Annotated in this window: 16 protein-coding genes and 2 tRNA genes; 14 read left to right on the top strand and 4 right to left on the bottom strand. The window is 56.5% G+C overall.

Features of this window, described 5'->3' with window-relative positions; genetic code table 11:
* The first annotated feature begins 153 nt into the window (after positions 1-153).
* Complete coding sequence (locus DW937_RS11640) at positions 154-885, top strand: GntR family transcriptional regulator (RefSeq protein ID WP_158576371.1); 732 nt, start codon at positions 154-156, stop codon at positions 883-885.
* A gap of 279 nt (positions 886-1,164) precedes the next feature.
* The gene (locus tag DW937_RS11635) at positions 1,165-2,682 is read left to right on the top strand and encodes a sodium/proline symporter (protein WP_120121003.1); all 1,518 of its coding nucleotides are present in this window, start codon (positions 1,165-1,167) and stop codon (positions 2,680-2,682) included.
* Positions 2,683-2,817: 135 nt separating this feature from the next.
* On the opposite strand, the gene DW937_RS11630 is transcribed toward DW937_RS11635, so the two are convergent.
* From DW937_RS11630 to DW937_RS11620, 3 genes are all read right to left on the bottom strand, one after another.
* Positions 2,818-3,480, bottom strand: coding sequence for a helix-turn-helix transcriptional regulator (locus DW937_RS11630; RefSeq protein ID WP_120020623.1), 663 nt, complete (start codon positions 3,478-3,480; stop codon positions 2,818-2,820).
* A 150-nt stretch (positions 3,481-3,630) separates the two neighbouring features.
* Complete coding sequence (gene pckA / locus DW937_RS11625) at positions 3,631-5,235, bottom strand: phosphoenolpyruvate carboxykinase (ATP) (protein ID WP_005938221.1); 1,605 nt, start codon at positions 5,233-5,235, stop codon at positions 3,631-3,633.
* 121 nt (positions 5,236-5,356) lie between these two features.
* Positions 5,357-5,770, bottom strand: a complete 414-nt coding sequence (locus DW937_RS11620) for a hypothetical protein (RefSeq protein WP_120121002.1) — start codon at positions 5,768-5,770, stop codon at positions 5,357-5,359.
* On the opposite strand from DW937_RS11620, the gene DW937_RS11615 reads away from it, so the two are divergent.
* From DW937_RS11615 to thrS, 11 genes are all read left to right on the top strand, one after another.
* Complete coding sequence (locus tag DW937_RS11615; protein WP_097777089.1) at positions 5,760-6,392, top strand: hypothetical protein; 633 nt, start codon at positions 5,760-5,762, stop codon at positions 6,390-6,392. The two genes, DW937_RS11620 and DW937_RS11615, sit on opposite strands and share 11 nt — an antisense overlap.
* A gap of 88 nt (positions 6,393-6,480) precedes the next feature.
* Positions 6,481-6,555, top strand: a tRNA-Glu gene (locus DW937_RS11610).
* 41 nt (positions 6,556-6,596) lie between these two features.
* Positions 6,597-6,673 (top strand) — tRNA-Asn (locus DW937_RS11605).
* Between the two features lie 319 nt (positions 6,674-6,992).
* Complete coding sequence (gene trpS / locus DW937_RS11600) at positions 6,993-8,054, top strand: tryptophan--tRNA ligase (RefSeq protein ID WP_120121009.1); 1,062 nt, start codon at positions 6,993-6,995, stop codon at positions 8,052-8,054.
* Between the two features lie 156 nt (positions 8,055-8,210).
* Positions 8,211-8,972 carry an SDR family oxidoreductase gene (locus DW937_RS11595; protein WP_005938331.1) on the top strand — a complete coding sequence of 254 codons (762 nt, stop codon included), beginning with the start codon at positions 8,211-8,213 and terminating at the stop codon, positions 8,970-8,972.
* A gap of 319 nt (positions 8,973-9,291) precedes the next feature.
* Positions 9,292-10,101, top strand: coding sequence for a gluconate 5-dehydrogenase (locus DW937_RS11590; RefSeq protein WP_118528548.1), 810 nt, complete (start codon positions 9,292-9,294; stop codon positions 10,099-10,101).
* A 103-nt stretch (positions 10,102-10,204) separates the two neighbouring features.
* Positions 10,205-10,549 carry a cupin domain-containing protein gene (locus DW937_RS11585; RefSeq protein WP_005938337.1) on the top strand — a complete coding sequence of 115 codons (345 nt, stop codon included), beginning with the start codon at positions 10,205-10,207 and terminating at the stop codon, positions 10,547-10,549.
* Positions 10,550-10,596: 47 nt separating this feature from the next.
* Positions 10,597-11,232 carry an RpiB/LacA/LacB family sugar-phosphate isomerase gene (locus DW937_RS11580; RefSeq protein ID WP_005938339.1) on the top strand — a complete coding sequence of 212 codons (636 nt, stop codon included), beginning with the start codon at positions 10,597-10,599 and terminating at the stop codon, positions 11,230-11,232.
* A gap of 12 nt (positions 11,233-11,244) precedes the next feature.
* Positions 11,245-11,652, top strand: a complete 408-nt coding sequence (locus DW937_RS11575) for a DUF1622 domain-containing protein (protein WP_120020624.1) — start codon at positions 11,245-11,247, stop codon at positions 11,650-11,652.
* 321 nt (positions 11,653-11,973) lie between these two features.
* Positions 11,974-13,719 (top strand): ammonium transporter, encoded by a 1,746-nt coding sequence (locus tag DW937_RS11570; RefSeq protein WP_097781013.1) that lies wholly within the window; start codon positions 11,974-11,976, stop codon positions 13,717-13,719.
* Between the two features lie 464 nt (positions 13,720-14,183).
* Positions 14,184-15,968 carry a threonine--tRNA ligase gene (thrS, locus tag DW937_RS11565; RefSeq protein ID WP_005938348.1) on the top strand — a complete coding sequence of 595 codons (1,785 nt, stop codon included), beginning with the start codon at positions 14,184-14,186 and terminating at the stop codon, positions 15,966-15,968.
* A 135-nt stretch (positions 15,969-16,103) separates the two neighbouring features.
* Here the strand turns inward: thrS and DW937_RS11560 are convergent, their stop codons facing one another.
* Positions 16,104-16,625 (bottom strand): hypothetical protein, encoded by a 522-nt coding sequence (locus tag DW937_RS11560; protein WP_005938352.1) that lies wholly within the window; start codon positions 16,623-16,625, stop codon positions 16,104-16,106.
* 543 nt (positions 16,626-17,168) lie between these two features.
* Here DW937_RS11560 and DW937_RS11555 point away from each other — a divergent pair.
* The gene (locus tag DW937_RS11555) at positions 17,169-18,089 is read left to right on the top strand and encodes a sugar phosphate nucleotidyltransferase (protein ID WP_118528540.1); all 921 of its coding nucleotides are present in this window, start codon (positions 17,169-17,171) and stop codon (positions 18,087-18,089) included.
* Positions 18,090-18,100: the final 11 nt, after the last annotated feature.

The raw sequence follows: 18,100 nt of genomic DNA, 5'->3' as shown, positions 1-18,100 counted from the left end.
TATGCCCGCATAGGAAAAACCACCAGCTCGGCTGGTGGATGTTTATTCTTTTTGACATGTGCCGCGGGATGCTTTATAATAAGAATGATTTCAGATGTCTGCGGGGCGGTGCGCCCTGCGGTAAAATTACGGCAAGCAAAAAAGGGAACTGCTATGAGAGAAGAAAAGGCCAGCGCATTGCCGCTGCTGCTGGACGTGCGCAGAATGGACGAAAATAACCGGGCTTACGCCTACCGTATGCTGCGCAAAAATATTATGACCTTGCAGCTGCAGCCGGGCTGTCAGCTGAGCGAGGCCGAACTGTGCGAGCAGCTGGCCATGAGCCGCACACCGGTACACGAAGCGCTGATGATGCTGAAAAGCGAGTGGCTTGTGGATGTTCTGCCGCAGCGCGGCAGCATTGTGTCCAAGATCAGCGTTCCATACCTGAACGAAGGCTTTGCCATGCGCCGCATTCTGGAACCGGCGCTGCTGCGCGGGCTGGCCGGAAAGCTGACAAGGGAACAGCTGAACGAATTTCAGGAACTGCTGAACCGGCAGAACGAAGACCTTTATCTGGATCGGGATGCAGCAGATGACTTCTTCATCTCGCTGGATAACGACTTCCACAGGCTTTTGTACCACGATTCCGGCTACGACCGCATCTGGGAGGCCATGCACAACGTTACTTCCCATATGGACCGTGTGCGGTATCTGGACTCGGCCCTTTGCCGGGGAAATATTGCCTCGGTGCAGAAAGAGCACGAGCAGATCTTTGGCTACCTGCGGGACGGCCTGCCGCTGGACGTGGATGTAGAAGCCCTGTTTGAGCATCACCTTGGCATGTACCGTGAGAATTTCCAGAAGATATTGGAACGGTTCCCGGATTTCTTTGTACGGACATAAACCAAAAAGAGCACCCGCTGCTGACCCTTACAAGGCCATGGCAGGGGGCGCTTTTTTGGTTCAATACGGATACGGTTTTACGCCGGGCTGCGGAGATCAATTTACGACGGCAGTGTTTCTGATGGATTTTGCACCAGAAATACTGCTTTTTCTGTTCAAAACCCGGAAAAACAGCAGTTTGTGTCCTTGAATTGCCCGAAAAACTTGCAGGAATGCAGGTTTTTGTGGTAATATTTAAGATATGTTCCCGTTGAGGGGAAGAAAGAGAGGGGTAATCAAATGATCAATATCTGCATCATTGCCACCATTGTGATCTATCTGGTGGGAATGCTGCTGGTTGGCTTTGTCTACAGCAAATCCAACGAGGACAGCAGCGATTTCTACCTCGGCGGCCGCACGATGGGCCCGCTGGTCACGGCTATGAGCGCCGAAGCCAGCGATATGTCCAGCTGGCTGCTGATGGGTATGCCGGGCCTTGCATATCTCACCGGCATCGCGTCGCCGGGCTGGACGGCCATCGGCCTTGCTGTGGGCACATGGCTCAACTGGCTCATCGTGGCCCGCCGCCTGCGCCGCTACTCGGCCAATCTGGATGCCATCACGGTGCCGCAGTTCCTTTCCCTGCGGTTCCATGACCAGCGCAACCTGCTCAACGCGCTGGGCGCGGTCATTATCATCGTGTTCTTCATCCCGTACACCGCTTCCGGCTTTGCCGCCTGCGGCAAGCTGTTCAACAGCCTGTTTGGCGTGGATTACATGGCGGCCATGATCCTGTCCGCTGTGGTCATTGTGGGCTACACCATCATGGGCGGCTTCCGCGCGGTGTCTACCACCGACCTGATCCAGTCCATCGTCATGAGCATGGCGCTGATCGCAGTGCTGATGTATGGTGTCAGCGTGGCAGGCGGCTGGGACGTGGTTCTGGACAACGCCCGCAGCCTGCCCGGCTACCTGACCATGGCTGCAAGCCACAATGCGGCAGACAACACCGCCACCTCCTACAGTCTGCTGGACATCGTATCCACGCTGGCATGGGGTCTGGGCTACTTCGGCATGCCCCACATCCTGCTGCGCTTCATGGCCATTGAGGACGAAAAGAAGCTGGTGCTCAGCCGCCGCATTGCAAGCGTGTGGGTGGTCATTGCCATGACCGCTTCCATCGTCATCGGCATGGTGGGTCTGGGCATGACCAAGGCGGGCGCGCTGGAGTTCCTGAGCGGCTCTTCCAGCGAGACCCTGATCGTGCGCGTGGCCAGCCTGATCGCCCAGCACGGCGTGCTGGCAGCCATTCTGGCAGGCCTGATCCTTGCCGGCATCCTTGCCGCTACCATGTCCACCGCCGACAGCCAGATGCTGGCAGCGGCCTCCAGCGTATCCCAGAACATCCTGCAGGAGTTCGGCCACATGAAGCTGACCGAGAAGCAGAGCCTGTTCGCTGCCCGCCTGACCATCATCTGCATCAGCGTGGTGGGCGTGGTGCTGGCCCGCGACCCCAACTCCAGCGTGTTCGGCATCGTCAGCTTTGCATGGGCTGGCTTTGGCGGCTCCTTTGGCGCAGTGGTGCTGTGCTCCCTGTTCTGGAAGCGCTGCAACTGGCAGGGCGCACTGGCCGGTATGCTCTCCGGCGGCCTGATGGTCTTTGTATGGAAGTACATCATCAGCCCGCTGGGCGGCGTGTTTGGCATCTACGAGCTACTGCCCGCCTTCCTGACTTCTCTGGTGGTGTGCGTGGTGGTCAGCCTGCTCACCCCGGCACCCTCGGCAGAGATCGAGGCAGAGTTCGACGCTGCAAAGTAAAAAACGATGGGGAATGCCCTCCGCTGTGCTCTGGGCATAGCAGCGAAAAATGATGGATCCTTATGCAAAAGAGCAAAGCCTGCGGGCTTTGCTCTTTTGCTTTTTCACGGATGGGGTCGGAGAGGGAAGTGACATTTAATTCAAAAGGATCAGCCATGCTTCGCAGCATGGAAGCAGAAATCCAAAACAGAAAAAGAACAGAAGATCCAGCACGAGCCGCATCAGACGGGTAAGAGGCGTGCCGAAAGACATGGCATGAATGATAAAAAGATTCACCTCACCCCAGCGCCGGTAGTAACCGGTTTGCTCAAAATTGTTCCAGAGCTCAAGAGATAGAAATTCAAATCCGGCAAACAATGGAAAAATGACCAGGGAGGATATCCAGCCGTCGGCCTGAAGCGAACCATCGCTGAGAGTCCGCCAGTGCACAGCTAATCTGCCTGGACAGGCAAAAATTCCCCACAGGGCAAGTGCAATGCTTAATGCAAGAAGAGCAGTACGCACAGAATGCCAGTCTACAGTGTGCTGGCGGCGCAGCATGGTGAAAAAATCTTCCAGAGGAACGGGAGGAGTGTCATCTTTTTGACGGGAGTCATGACAGTGCATCAGGTCAGCGAGGGTCAGGCCCAGCACATCGGCCAGCGGCTCCAGCGTGTTGATGTCTGGCAGCCCGATGCCGCGTTCCCAGCGGCTGACGGCTTTATCCGTAACGTGAAGCTGCTGAGCCAGTTCGGCCTGCGTCATGTTCCGCTCCCGGCGCACTTGTGCAAGGAATGCACCAAATTCTTTTGCATCCATTCTGCTCACATCCTTTTCCACAGGATAACACAGGAATGTGGAAAATACAACCGACGGAACGTTTACCTGCCGGTCTGCAGAACAAAAAGGACGTGCTCCCTTGCGGGAACACGTCCTTTTTTATCGCTTCAGTATCAGGCGGAAATCAGCTTACAGCTGGGGGCCGGCAGAGACCAGAGCCTTGCCGTGCTCGTTGCCCTCGTACTTCTTGAAGTTCTTGATGAAGCGGCTTGCCAGATCCTTGGCCTTCTCTTCCCACTGGGAAGCGTCAGCATAGGTGTCGCGAGGATCCAGAATGCCGGTGTCCACGCCGTTCAGCACGGTGGGAACCTCGAAGTCGAAGTAGGGGATCTTCTTGGTGGGCACATTGTTGATGTCGCCGTTCAGGATGGCATCGATGATGCCGCGGGTATCCTTAATGGAGATGCGCTTGCCGGTGCCGTTCCAGCCGGTGTTGACCAGATAAGCCTTGGCACCGCTCTTCTGCATCTTCTTGACCAGCTCCTCAGCATACTTGGTGGGGTGCAGCTCCAGGAAGGCCTGGCCGAAGCATGCAGAGAAGGTGGGGGTGGGCTCGGTGATGCCGCGCTCGGTGCCTGCCAGCTTTGCAGTGAAGCCGGACAGGAAGTAGTACTGGGTCTGCTCGGGGCTCAGGATGGAGACCGGGGGCAGAACGCCGAATGCGTCAGCAGACAGGAAGATGACGTTCTTTGCAGCGGGTGCAGAAGAAATGGGGCGGACGATGTTCTTGATGTGGTTGATGGGGTAGGACACACGGGTGTTCTCGGTAACGCTCTTATCAGCGAAATCGATGTGGCCCTCGGCATCCAGAGAGACGTTCTCCAGCAGAGCGTTGCGCTTGATGGCGTTGTAGATATCGGGCTCGGAGTCCTTATCCAGGTTGATGACCTTTGCGTAGCAGCCGCCCTCGAAGTTGAACACGCCGTTGTCGTCCCAGCCGTGCTCGTCATCGCCGATCAGCAGACGCTTGGGATCGGTGGACAGGGTGGTCTTGCCGGTGCCAGACAGACCGAAGAAGATAGCGGTGTTCTCGCCGTTCAGGTCGGTGTTGGCAGAGCAGTGCATGGAAGCCATGCCCTTCAGCGGCAGGAAGTAGTTCATCATGGAGAACATGCCCTTCTTCATCTCGCCGCCGTACCAGGTGTTCACGATGACCTGCTCCTTGCTGGTGATGTTGAACACAACAGCAGTCTCAGAGTTCAGGCCCAGCTCCTTGTAGTTCTCAACCTTGGCCTTGGATGCGTTGTAGACAACGAAGTCGGGCTCAAAGTTCTCCAGCTCCTCAGCGGTGGGCTTGATGAACATGTTGGTGACGAAGTGTGCCTGCCATGCAACTTCCATGACAAAGCGGATGGCCATGCGGGTATCCTTGTTGGCACCGCAGAATGCATCCACCACGTACAGGCGCTTGTTGGACAGCTCCTTCTGAGCGATGGCCTTCACAGCAGCCCATGCTTCCTGAGAAGCGGGGTGGTTGTCGTTCTTGTACTCGTCGGAAGTCCACCACACGGTGTCCTTGGAGTTCTCGTCCATAACGATGAACTTGTCCTTGGGAGAACGGCCGGTGTAGATGCCGGTCATAACGTTCACAGCACCCAGCTCGCTGACCTGGCCCTTTTCGTAGCCTTCCAGACCGGGCTTGGTCTCTTCCTCGAACAGCTGCTCGTAGGAGGGGTTGTACACGATCTCAGTCGTGCCGGTAATGCCATACTTGGTAAGATCCAACTTTGCCATATTCGCTATACCTCTACTTTCGTTTGATCCATACGTCCTGTATAGGGCACAGCGTTTCCCGGCGGGCCGGGCGCTGCGCAGAAGGCTTGCAGTTTGTAAATGCAAATTCTCCTGTTTACCATTATACATAAAAGCCTTGCAAAATCAATAAATAAACCGTACTATTTGCAGAAAAGAAACAAATTTCATTAAGAAATTTATCTGCCTGAAACAATTTCAGGAAACAAAAGCAGGGGGCGAGACCTGAAAAAATAAGGTGGAACAGCGGGAAAACAATTTTTTGATAAAATTTTGACGATCCGGGATGCATGGCGGGATGCATGAAAAAACCGAGCGCAAAAACGGCCCTTCCCACAAAACGGCGCGGCGGGGAAGAGCAAAACAGAATCCACAGCCCGATTTGTGCAAAATTTACGAGATTTTGACGATTTTCATGGCAAAGAAGTTTTGCCTGTGGTATACTGTGTCTGACAAAAGGACAGCCCCGCTTTTTCTGTGTGCTGCATATAAAAAGGAAAAAGATCATGAAGACCATTTACATCCTGCTCACCCGGTCGGGTACGCTGCTTTCAAACCTCGTTTACGCCGTTACCGGTGCAAATTATACCCACGCTTCGCTGGCTTTTGACGAAGACCTGAGCTGCCTGTACAGCTCTACCCGCAAAAACGGCTATACCATGTTCCCGGCAGGGCCCAGCAGGGAATACCTGAACCGGGGCGTGTTCCGTCTGCGGGAGAACGTGCCCTGCGCACTGTATGCGCTGGATGTGAGCGATGAAGCCTACACCCGTGCCCGCCGCCGTGCCGAGCACATGATGGCCCACGGCAGACTTTACCAGTTCAACGTTATCGGTCTTGCGCTCTGCGGGATGCATATCCGCTGGAAGCGCCGCCGGCACTATTTCTGCTCCCAGTTCGTCAGCGAGGTGCTGGAAAAGAGCGGTGCCATGGAGCTGCCCAAGCACAGCACCCTGATGCACCCGAACGACTACACCCGGCTGGAAGAGCTGCGGTGCGTATACAAGGGTACACTGGCCGGCCTGCCGCAGCGCCAGCAGATGGAATTTGACCAGAACGATACGGTGATCGGCGTATATCTGGGGCTGGCGCTGGGCCTGTTCCACACCGGCGCGGCCCGGGTGCGGGAGATTTTTTGAAAAAATTGAATTTTTGTGTTGACAAAGCAGGCGTGCTATGCTAAAATAGCCAAGTCGGGAGCGAACACCCGATGCAAAATGGACGTATGGCCCGTTGGTCAAGCGGTTAAGACAGAGGCCTCTCACGCCTTTAACATCGGTTCGATTCCGGTACGGGTCACCATTTTATAGTAGTAAAACGGTCATGTGCCGTTTTATATAGATGCCTCTTTAGCTCAGTCGGTTAGAGCACCTGACTGTTAATCAGGGTGTCGCCTGTTCGAGTCAGGCAAGAGGCGCCAGCAAAGCGATGGAAGTTTTCCATCGCTTTTTTCTTTTTCTCCGGTCGCTTTTGTTGACAGAAAATGCGAGGCGGGATATACTTAAAATAATAAGCGAAACAGGAGGAAACTCCTTCCGTCATTGCCTACGGCAATGCCACTGCTCCCCCTTTTGTCACTTGCGTGACATCTTCCCCCGGCCGGGGGAAGTCTTTCTCATTGAGGGAGGCTTTGGCAAAACCGGAAACTTGGCCGCACTGCCAAAGGCCCCATCTCCGAGGGGGCTGGCACGGCGTAAGCCGTGACTGGGGGAGTTTGCCCTTTGAAAAAGGAGAACATCATGAAAAAAATCATTCTGACCGGCGACCGCCCCACCGGCCGCCTGCATGTGGGCCATTATGTCGGTTCCCTGAAGGAGCGGGTGCGCCTGCAGAACTCCGGCGAGTACGATGAGATTTACGTTATGATCGCCGATGCACAGGCCCTGACCGATAACGCCGACAACCCGGAAAAGGTGCGCCAGAACATCCTGCAGGTGGCGCTGGATTATCTGGCCTGCGGCATCGACCCCGCCAAGACCCATATTTTCATCCAGTCCATGGTGCCGGAATTGACTGAGCTGAGCTTCTACTATATGAACCTCGTCACCGTGAGCCGCCTGCAGCGCAACCCCACCGTCAAGAGCGAGATCCATATGCGCAACTTTGAGACCAGCATCCCGGTGGGCTTCTTCTGCTACCCCATCAGTCAGGCGGCGGACATCACCGCTTTCCACGCCACCACCGTGCCTGCCGGTGAGGACCAGAAGCCCATGATCGAGCAGTGCTGCGAGATCGTGCGCAAATTCAACGCCGTTTACGGCGATACCCTGACCGAGCCGGAGATCGTGCTGCCCCAGAACGCCGCCTGCCTGCGTCTGCCCGGCACCGACGGCAAGGCCAAGATGAGCAAGAGCCTTGGCAACTGCATCTACCTGTCCGAGGAACCGGAGGACATCAAAAAGAAGGTCATGTCCATGTACACCGACCCCAACCACCTGCGTGTGCAGGACCCCGGCAAGGTGGAGGGCAACCCGGTGTTCATCTATCTGGACGCCTTCTGCCGTCCGGAGCACTTTGCAGAGTTCTGGCCGGAATACCAGAACCTCGACGAGGTGAAGGCGCACTACCAGCGCGGCGGTCTGGGCGACGTGAAGGTGAAAAAGTTCCTGAACAGCGTCATGCAGGCCGAGCTGGAGCCCATCCGCACCCGCCGCAAGGAGTGGGAGCAGCGCCTGCCCGAGGTGGTGGAGATCCTGAAGGAGGGCAGCGCCTACGCGGAAAAGACTGCCGCCGCCACGCTGGCCGAGGTGCGCAAGTCCATGCGCATCGATTACTTCGAGAACGACAACCTGTTGAAATAAAATCTATGAGAGTGTCCGGGATGCCGCAGGCGTTCCGGACACTCTTTTTATAGTTTACGAAAATTGCATAGAAAATGCGGTCAAACTGTGTTAAAATAGGGGCAATAAGTACAGAAAGCCCCCGCTCTGGGGGCGAGAGGAAAAAGGAAAATCACCATGCAAAAGACCATCTGGATCACTGGCGCAAGCTCCGGCATCGGGCAGGAGTTTGCACGCCGCTATGCAAAGCTGGGCTGCCGGCTCATCCTGACTGCCCGCCGCACCGACCGGCTGGAAGCGCTGGCCGCAAAACTGGGCACGCCCTGCCGCATCCTGCCTGCCGATCTTGCAAAGGAAGAGGACTGCCAGCGCCTTTTCAAGGAGCTGGAGGGGGAGACCATTGATATCTTTATCAACAACGCGGGCTTTGGCGTGTGCGGCAGCTATCTGGAGACCGACGACGCCCGGGAAGAGGAAATGATCCGGGTGAATGTGGAAGCCATGGCGCGGCTGTTCCGCTTTGCAGTGCGCAGGATGCACGCGGCAGGCGGCGGCACCATCCTGAACGTGGCATCCTCGGCGGGGCTGCTGCCCGGCGGGCCCTATATGGCGGGCTACTATGCCAGCAAGGCCTATGTGGTCAGCCTGACCCGGGGCGTTGCCCGGGAGCTGCAGGAGCTGCACAGCCCGGTCTACGTGTGTGCGCTCTGCCCGGGGCCGGTGGATACCGAGTTCAACGACCGGGCAGGGGTGGTGTTTGCCCTCAAGGGCATCACGCCGGAGTTCTGCGTACAGGAAGCCATGCACGGCATGATGCACCGCAGGATCATCATCGTGCCCTCGGCCTTTATGCGGGCATGCACCACGGCGCAGAAGCTGCTGCCTGCCTCCTTGCTGATGCCCATTGTGGCACGGCAGCAGAAAAAGAAGCTGGGATGATATTCTGGATGGCTTAATATGGCTCTTGTCAACAAGCCCAAATTTTTCCGCCGAAATTGTGCGCACTGCTAATGACTGAAACCGTGTATACAAGAAAAAACCGGTTTTTTGCAGCTTTGCACGACTTTTCACGAAAAAATTTCCCGGAAAATTAAAAATACAGCAAAAATGCAGAAGAAAATGCCTTGACAGAGCCCAAAAAGAATGTTACCCTGTATACAAGAAGGACGCTAAAATCGAGAGTTCGGCTTTTTGAGCGTCCTGCAGAGCAAAAACGGGGCTTCCCCGCAAAGGAACAATTTGATTGGAGGACTCTATTATGGCACAGTGCACTCCCAAATCTTTTGATCTGACCGGCAAGGTCGCGCTGATCACCGGCGCATCCTACGGCATTGGCATGGCAATTGCAAAGGCAATGGCAGCCAATGGCGCTACCATCGTGTTCAACGACATCAAGCAGGAGCTGGTGGATAAGGGCATCGCTGCTTACGCAGAAGCAGGCATCAAGGCTCACGGCTACGTCTGCGACGTGACCGATGAGGATGCCGTCAACGCCATGGTGGCAAAGATCACCGAGGAAGTTGGCCACATCAACATTCTGGTCAACAACGCCGGTATCATCAAGCGCATCCCCATGACCGAGATGAGCGCTGCACAGTTCCGTCAGGTCATCGATGTTGACCTGAACGCTCCCTTCATCGTGGCAAAGGCCATCATCCCCGACATGATCGCACAGGGCGGCGGCAAGATCATCAACATCTGCTCCATGATGAGCGAGCTGGGCCGTGAGACCGTCTCCGCCTACGCTGCAGCCAAGGGCGGCCTGAAGATGCTCACCAAGAACATCGCTTCCGAGTACGGCGCATACAACATCCAGTGCAACGGCATTGGACCCGGCTACATCGCTACTCCGCAGACCGCACCTCTGCGCGAGATCCAGCCCGACGGCAGCCGTCATCCCTTCGACCAGTTCATTGTTGCCAAGACCCCCGCAGGCCGCTGGGGCGAGGCAGAGGATCTGGGCGGACCTGCTGTCTTCCTGGCATCCGAGGCTTCTGACTTTGTCAATGGCCTGATCCTGTACGTCGATGGCGGCATTCTGGCTTACATCGGCAAGCAGCCCCAGTAATGGCTGAGGATCTCCCAAAGGACTGAGCACGGCGGCAGCCGGGCAGGCTTTGCCTGCTGGCTGCCGCTTTTTGTATTTGTATGGGAAAGGATGTTGTGTTATAATGGAAAAACAGCATAAAGACGCAGTATGGGTGCCCCATGCCGAGATCGAGCCGGAGGTATGCGGCAAGGGCGTAAAGCGCCGCATTCTGGCCTACAGCAAGGATGCGATGTGCGTGGAAAATACCTTTGAGACCGGCGGTGTGGGTGCCATGCACTGCCACCCGCACACGCAGGTCACCTACATCGTTTCCGGCCGCTACCGCTTTACCATCGGCGACGAGACCCGCGAGGTGGGCCCCGGCGACACCCTGCTCAAGCAGGACGGCGTGATGCACGGCTGTGTGTGTCTGGAAGGCGGCGTGATGCTGGACTTCTTTACCCCCATGCGCGAGGACTTTGTATAACACCTGCATCTGCAGGGAAGAAAAATAAGAAGGAGAATCATAAACCTATGAAAATTGCACTCATCAACGAGAACAGTCAGGCCGCAAAGAACGGCATCATTGAAACTGCCCTGAAAAAGGTAGTGGAACCCATGGGCCACGAGGTGGTCAACTACGGCATGTACGCTGCCGACGATGCTGCCCAGCTGACCTATGTGCAGTGCGGCATTCTGGCTGCCATCCTGCTGAACAGCGGCGCAGCCGATTACGTCATCACCGGCTGCGGCACCGGCGAGGGTGCCATGCTGGCCCTGAACAGCTTCCCCGGCGTGATCTGCGGACATGTGGAGGACCCTGTGGATGCCTACACCTTTGCCCACGTGAACGACGGCAACGCCGTTGCCATGCCGTTTGCCAAGGGCTTCGGCTGGGGCGGTGAGCTGAACCTTGAGTACTGCTTCGAGAAACTGTTCGGCTTCGGCCACGGTCAGGGCTACCCCAAGGAGCGCGTGGAGCCTGAGCAGCGCAACAAGAAGATCCTGGACGGCGTGCGTGCCGCTACCTTCAAGCCGCTGATCGAGTGCCTGAAGAGCATCGATCAGGACCTGCTGAAGGGCGCTGTGGCCGGTGCAAAGTTCAGCGAGCTGTTCTTCGCCTCCTGCAAGGACGAGGAGCTGGCAGCATACGTCAAGACGCTGCTGTAAGAGGATGCTGCTATGGGCTGGCTTTATCATCTGAACGCAGGCATTACCCATGGACTGGAAGGCTTTCTGGAGACCGCAGTGCCCATGATCGCGGGCCTTGCCGAAGTGATCGGTCTGTTCATCATCGTCACCAGTCTTATCAAGGCCACCTACCACTATGTGCAGGCGACCTTCTTCCATGACCACCATGATTTCCACCACGAGATGAGCAGCGGCCTGACCACGGCGCTGGAATTCCTGATGTCGGCGGAGATCGCAAAGACCTTCCTTTTGCAGAATCTGGAGTCGGTGGTGCCGTTGGCTGCTACCTTTGCACTGCGCGCCATGATGAGCTTGATGCTGCACTGGGAAATGCAGGGCGGACACCGCTCCGGCCGCAAAAAAGCGGAAAACGACACAGAAGCGGAAAAGAATGACTAGTGCGCAGCTGAAAACAAAGTTTTGCCAAACTTTTGCCGTGATAACTTTCTTTGCGTTGTGAAAAACGTAAAACCTTGACATGAGCCCTTGACACTTTTGCACAAAGGGACTATACTCTTGCCATCGAAAGCAAAGGCGCTGACGGAAGAGATTCCGCCAGCGCCTTTTGTGTTTTCGGGGATATTGCCGCTCGGGGGAAGATAGAGGGTCTCCTGAGTGCAAATGAAGCGTTCCTGCGTGCGATCGGCACGGGGAACACCGCACACGCCAAAAGGTTCTGGTGGCCTTGCGGCATCACATTCGTGGGAGGTATGAAAAGTTATGTTCAGCTCCATCAACACCTGTTGGACGCTCGTGGGAGCGTTCCTCGTCTACTTCATGCAGGCGGGCTTCGCCTTGTGCGAAGCCGGTTTCACCCGTGCCAAGAACACCGGTAATATTCTGATGAAGAATATGATGGACTTCTGCATCGGCACCCCGTGCTACTGGATCATCGGCTTTGGCCTGATGTTCGGCGGCACCGGCGCACTGATCGGCGGCTTCGACCCGTTCATTCAGGGCGATTACAGCCATCTGGGTCTGGATATCCCGCTGTGGGTCTACATCGTGTTCCAGACCGTGTTCTGCGCAACGGCTGCCACCATCGTTTCCGGCTCCATGGCCGAGCGCACCAACTTCAAGGCTTACTGCGTTTATTCTGCTGCGATCTCGCTGGTGGTCTACCCCATCTGCGGCCACTGGATGTGGGGCGGCGGCTGGCTGCAGAGCATGGGCTTCCATGACTTTGCAGGCTCTGCAGCAGTCCACAATGTGGGCGGTGTCATCGCTCTGCTGGGCGCATGGATGCTGGGTCCCCGCATCGGCAAGTACGACAAGAACGGCAAGCCTCACGCCATTCCCGGCCACAACCTGACCGCCGGTGCTCTGGGCGTGTTCATCCTGTGGTTCTGCTGGTTCGGCTTCAACGGCGGCTCTTCTCTGAGCCTTGCCACCGACGAGGCCATGACCATGACCGGTCTGGTCTGCTTCAACACCAACCTTGCTGCAGCCGTTGCCACCTGTGTGACCATGATCTTCACTTGGCTGCGTTACGGCAAGCCTGATGTCTCCATGACCCTGAACGGTTCTCTGGCCGGTCTGGTGGCGATCACTGCAGGCTGCGATACCGTTTCTCCGTTCGGCGCATTCTTCATCGGTTTTGTGGCCGGCTTGCTCGTTGTTCTGAGCGTTGAGTTCTTCGATAACATCGCCAAGGTGGATGACCCTGTTGGTGCAGTTTCCGTCCACTTTGCAAACGGCGTGTGGGGCACCATTGCGGTGGGCCTGTTCTCCACCGGTGCCAACACCGAGCACGCAGGTCTCTTCTACGGCGGCGGTCTGGCACAGCTGGGCACCCAGCTGCTGGGCCTCGTGACCGTTGACATCTACGTTGTCGTTGTGATGTTCATTATCTTCAAGCTCATCGATAAGTTCATCGGCCTGCGCGTTCCCGCAGAGGTGGAGATCGATGGTCTGGATATCCACGAGCATGGTCTGGCATCCGCTTACGCTGGTTTCTCCATCTCCGATGCAAACTCTGCTGCCATGGTGCCCAACGAGAACACCGACCTCGGCGAGGACGATGTGACCAAGGCCACCGACAAGCAGATCAGCGCTGCCGTTCCTGTGGTGCGCGAGCCTTCGCCCGTGATCCACGATGGCGTATACGACACCGGCATGCACAAGGTGTCCATCATTGCAAAGCTTTCCAAGTTCGATCAGCTCAAGACTGCCCTCAACGATCTGGGCGTTACCGGCATGACGGTTACTCAGGTGATGGGCTGCGGCATCCAGAAGGGCACTTCCGAGAAGTACCGCGGCGTGCCTGTGGATACCACCCTGCTGCCGAAGATCAAGGTGGAGGTGATCGTCTCCAAGATCAGCGTGGACGCTGTGGTGGAGGCCGCCAAGAAGGCACTGTACACCGGACACATCGGCGACGGCAAGATCTTTGTTTACAACGTGACCCGCGTGGTCAAGATCCGCACCGGCGAAGAGGACTTTGCCGCCCTGCAGGATGTGGAGTAAAGCTCCGATCCGAAATCTCTAATGGCAACCAGATCAAAATCCCCGCTTCTGCGCACAAAGAAGCGGGGATTTTGCGTAAAAGAGCAGCCCTGCGCTAAAAAATCTTTTTTCCTGCATCTATCCCTTGATTTTTTCGGCGGGACGTGCTACAATCAGCGTAGTTTCATCCTGTAAAAGCGATGATGCGGACAAACTGAGTTCCCGTCTCCATGATGCAGAGAGGGTTGCCCCGCAAGGGCGCTGCAAGCAGCCTGTCATGTGCCGGAGCTCTACCACCGCAGAGCGCAGAGGAGAACCTCTGCCGGGTGCGCCCGTTACAGCACAGCGAGTGGCGTGCAGAAAAGCACGCAATTCGGGTGGAACCGTGGAACGTTTCTGATTTTTTCAGGCGCTTCATCCCGTGAGTAAGTGTGCGGGATGAAGCGCTTTTTTGTTTTACTTTATCTGTCAAAGGAGCAAACATTATGAAGATCATCTATAAGGACGGTCATGTGGACGAGTGCCCGCAGGATCAGGAACTGCACGTTATCCGTCACACCGCAGCCCACATCATGGCGCAGGCCATCAAGCGCCTGTATCCGCAGGCTGACTTTGCTTTCGGCCCTGCCACCGAGAACGGCTTCTACTACGATGTCGATCTGGGCGACCAGAAGCTCAGCGACGAGGATCTGGCAAACATCGAAAAAGAGATGCGCAAGATCGTCAAGGAGAATTTGCCCATCAAGCCCTTCATCCTGCCCCGCGCCGAGGCCGTGAAGCTGATGGAAGAGCGCAAGGAGAACTACAAGATCGAGCACATGGCGGATCTGGCCGATGAGACCGAGTTCAGCTTCTTCCAGCAGGGCGAGTACGTGGATATGTGCATCGGACCCCACCTGACCTACACCAAGGCGCTGAAGGCCTTCAAGATCACCCAGCAGTCCGGCGCATACTGGAAGAACGACAAGGAAAACAAGATGCTCACCCGCATCAATGGCGTGGCCTTCCGCAATCAGGAAGAGCTGGATGCTTGGGAGAAGGAGCAGCAGGAGGCCCGTGAGCGCGATCACCGCAAGATCGGCAAGGAAATGGGCCTGTTCATGACCGACGATCTGGTTGGCCGCGGCCTGCCCATGTTCCTGCCCGCAGGCTACACCGTCTGGCAGGAGCTGGAGAACTATATCAAGGAGAAGGAGCGTGCACGCGGCTACCTGCACGTTATGACTCCCTGCATCGGCACTGTGAACCTGTATAAGACCTCCGGTCACTGGGATCACTACCGTGAGAACATGTTCCCCGCCATGGAGATGGAGGGCGAGAGCTATGTTCTGCGCCCGATGAACTGCCCCCACCACATGATGATCTACGCAAATCGTCCCCATTCTTACCGTGACCTGCCCATGCGCATCGGTGAGATCGCCCACGATTTCCGTTACGAGTCCTCCGGCACCCTGAAGGGCATCGAGCGCGGCCGTCACTTCTGCCAGAACGATGCTCACCTGTTCTGCACCCCGGAGCAGATCAAGAGCGAGGTCGCAAACGTGTGCGACCTGATCTTTGAGGTGTACAAGGACTTCAACATTACCGATTACCGCTGCGTGCTGAGCCTGCGTGATCCTGCCGATAAGAAGAAGTACCACGACGATGATGCCATGTGGAACCATGCAGAGCAGGCCCTGCGCGAAGTGCTGACCGAGCTGGGTATCCACTTCACCGAGGAGATCGGCGAGGCTGCCTTCTACGGCCCCAAGCTGGACGTGAACGTCAAGCCCGCCGTGGGTGCCGAGTACACCCTGTCCACCTGCCAGCTGGACTTCTGCCTGCCCGCAAAGTTCCACCTGACCTACGTGGACAAGGACGGCACCGAAAAGACCCCCGTGGTGCTGCACCGCGCCATCCTGGGCTCTCTGGACCGCTTCATGGCTTACCTGATCGAAGAGACCAAGGGCAAGTTCCCCACCTGGCTGGCTCCCACGCAGGTCAAGGTGCTGCCCGTCTCCGAAAAGACGCTGGACTACGCCGAGGGCGTGACCGAAAAGCTGGTGGAAGCCGGTGTCCGTGTTGTGCTGGACGACGACAACCAGAAGATCGGCTACAAGATCCGCGAGGCACAGCAGGTGGACCGTGTGCCTTATATGCTGGTTCTGGGTGCCAAGGAAGCCGAGGCAGGCAACATCTCGGTGCGTGACCGCAAGGGCGAGACCACCACGATGGAGCTGGATGCATTCATCGCAAAGGTGACTGCCGAGATCCGCAACCGCAGCCTGTAAGCAGACACTGCAAAACACAAAGCGCCGCTTTCCCGGCAGGGGAGAGCGGCGCTTTTTTGCTGCAGCGAAACGCCAAAGGCCGCTGCTCAAATGGAAACAGCGGCTTTTGGCGTTGGATGCTTGATAAAAAGGAAATCAGGCATTTTCCTTCTGGACGCTCTTGACGGCCAGAGCCTTGGCAGGCTTCATCAGCAGCACACACACGCCGTTGAAGAGAACGGAACCCACGATGAAGGTGATGAAGAACTGGGGCAGGTGGGTGGCCAGAGCGGTGGTGTCGATGCAGGCCACAGTCAGGTAGGCAAAGCCCACGTTGTTCAGCACCTTGGGTGCGTAGGGGTGCAGGATGATGAGGATGAACAGCACCACGGCCAGCGGGATGAGGAAGCCGAAGAAGCCGCCCAGCACCGGGGTCAGGGCCGTGATGGAAAGCAGAGCGATCACAGTGAGGATCAGGCCCACAAGACCACCCAGCTCAACGGTGACGAAGCGATCCTTCACATCGCCTTCCAGCGTGAACATCATGATATTGCTCAGAAAGATCAGCCAGCTGTACTCCAGGCCGGTCACATGGATGATGGCATTGGCGATCAGGATCCACACCAGCAGCATCAGGCGGAAATACAGCAGAAAGCGCTTGGTAACGGCTTCATTCATGATAAAATACCTCTTTCTTGGTCGTATTGGAAAGCTTTACTTTCACTAAAAGACGCTTTTTGACAGGTAAAACCTGCAATGATGTCGCCATTATACAATATTTACATGGCAAAAACAATACTTTTGCAAGAATAAATTGCATATTTTGGAAATTTTGACTTGCAGAAGGTCGGCAACCTCGCCCTCTCCGTCATTGCTTGCGCAATGCCACCTCTCCCAAAGTGAGAGGCCTTGGCAATCCACGCAAAGTATGCGGTTCCGCCAGAGGCTCCCCCTTTGAGGAAAGACTTCCCCCGGTCGGGACAGATTCTCCCCGGCCGGGGAGAAATGTCACCATAGGTGACAAAGAGGGGAACGGATGTCGTGCAGCGACAAAAGGGGGAATCTGGCGCGTTAGCGCCTGAGAGGGCGAGCACGGTAAAAATAAGCTGGAATAATGGCACAGCGGAGCCATTTCAAATTGTTTTTCTGTCCAAAATGGAGTATAATGAGACAATAAATATTCTGCCGCAGTTGCGGCCTGAACAGGGGGAGGAACCTTATATGAACAAACCGGTACTGGTGGTCATGGCGGCTGGCATGGGCAGCCGCTACGGCGGCATGAAGCAGATCGACCCGGTGGGGCCGAACGGTCAGGTGATCGTGGATTATTCCCTTTACGATGCCCGCCGCGCAGGCTTTGAGACGGTGATCTTTGTTATCAAGCATGAGATCGAGGATGCTTTCAAGGCAGCGATCGGCGAGCGTGTATCCAAGGCCATGAACGTGAAATATGCCTTCCAGCAGCTGGATGAGCTGCCCGCAGGCTTTGCCGTGCCGGAGGGCCGTGTCAAGCCCTGGGGCACCTGCCACGCCGTTCTGGCTGCAAAGGACCTCATCGACGGCCCGTTTGCAGTCATCAATGCCGATGATTATTACGGCCCGGAGGCCTTCCGGGTGATGTATGATTACCTGTCCACCCACGAGGACGGAAGCTATTACGATTACTGCATGGTAAGCTACCTGCTCCGGAACACTGTCTCCGAGAATGGCAGCGTGGCCCGCGGCGTATGCGTGACCGAACCCGACGGCACCCTGCACAGTGTGACCGAACGCACCCGCATTGAAACGTACGAAAACGGCGTACACTTCACCGAGGACGGCGGCGCAAGCTGGACCGACCTGCCCGGCGATACCCCGGTGAGTATGAACCTGTGGGGCTTTGGCAAAAGCTTTCTGGACGAAGCCGAGCAGCGCTTTGCGGGCTGGCTGACCGAAAATCTGCCTAAAAACCCGCTCAAGTGTGAGTATTTCCTGCCGCTGGTGGTCACGGAGCTGATCGAAGAGGGCAAGGCAAAAATTCAGGTGCTGCGCAGCACAGATAAATGGTACGGCGTTACCTACCGTGAGGACAAGCCGCTGGTGGTGGAAGCCATCGCCCGCAAAACGGCAGGGGGCCAGTACCCGGAGAATTTGTGGGCATAAACTAAAAAAGA

This window comes from Faecalibacterium sp. AM43-5AT (genome assembly GCF_003603345.1).
GTDB classification, from domain to species: domain Bacteria; phylum Bacillota; class Clostridia; order Oscillospirales; family Ruminococcaceae; genus Faecalibacterium; species Faecalibacterium taiwanense.
This window is presented reverse-complemented; position numbering and strand designations above follow the sequence as displayed.

What these genes read in the sequence shown, in the direction of transcription:
- DW937_RS11595 (WP_005938331.1), top strand. Translation starts at nt 8,211, where the DNA reads ATGCAAAAGACCATCTGGATCACTGGCGCAAGCTCCGGCATCGGGCAG.
- DW937_RS11580 (WP_005938339.1), top strand. Translation starts at nt 10,597, where the DNA reads ATGAAAATTGCACTCATCAACGAGAACAGTCAGGCCGCAAAGAACGGC.
- DW937_RS11590 (WP_118528548.1), top strand. Translation starts at nt 9,292, where the DNA reads ATGGCACAGTGCACTCCCAAATCTTTTGATCTGACCGGCAAGGTCGCG.
- DW937_RS11635 (WP_120121003.1), top strand. Translation starts at nt 1,165, where the DNA reads ATGATCAATATCTGCATCATTGCCACCATTGTGATCTATCTGGTGGGA.
- DW937_RS11640 (WP_158576371.1), top strand. Translation starts at nt 154, where the DNA reads ATGAGAGAAGAAAAGGCCAGCGCATTGCCGCTGCTGCTGGACGTGCGC.
- DW937_RS11615 (WP_097777089.1), top strand. Translation starts at nt 5,760, where the DNA reads ATGAAGACCATTTACATCCTGCTCACCCGGTCGGGTACGCTGCTTTCA.
- trpS (WP_120121009.1), top strand. Translation starts at nt 6,993, where the DNA reads ATGAAAAAAATCATTCTGACCGGCGACCGCCCCACCGGCCGCCTGCAT.
- DW937_RS11555 (WP_118528540.1), top strand. Translation starts at nt 17,169, where the DNA reads ATGAACAAACCGGTACTGGTGGTCATGGCGGCTGGCATGGGCAGCCGC.
- DW937_RS11620 (WP_120121002.1), bottom strand. Translation starts at nt 5,770, where the DNA reads ATGGTCTTCATGATCTTTTTCCTTTTTATATGCAGCACACAGAAAAAG.
- thrS (WP_005938348.1), top strand. Translation starts at nt 14,184, where the DNA reads ATGAAGATCATCTATAAGGACGGTCATGTGGACGAGTGCCCGCAGGAT.
- pckA (WP_005938221.1), bottom strand. Translation starts at nt 5,235, where the DNA reads ATGGCAAAGTTGGATCTTACCAAGTATGGCATTACCGGCACGACTGAG.
- DW937_RS11585 (WP_005938337.1), top strand. Translation starts at nt 10,205, where the DNA reads ATGGAAAAACAGCATAAAGACGCAGTATGGGTGCCCCATGCCGAGATC.
- DW937_RS11575 (WP_120020624.1), top strand. Translation starts at nt 11,245, where the DNA reads ATGGGCTGGCTTTATCATCTGAACGCAGGCATTACCCATGGACTGGAA.
- DW937_RS11630 (WP_120020623.1), bottom strand. Translation starts at nt 3,480, where the DNA reads ATGGATGCAAAAGAATTTGGTGCATTCCTTGCACAAGTGCGCCGGGAG.
- DW937_RS11560 (WP_005938352.1), bottom strand. Translation starts at nt 16,625, where the DNA reads ATGAATGAAGCCGTTACCAAGCGCTTTCTGCTGTATTTCCGCCTGATG.
- DW937_RS11570 (WP_097781013.1), top strand. Translation starts at nt 11,974, where the DNA reads ATGTTCAGCTCCATCAACACCTGTTGGACGCTCGTGGGAGCGTTCCTC.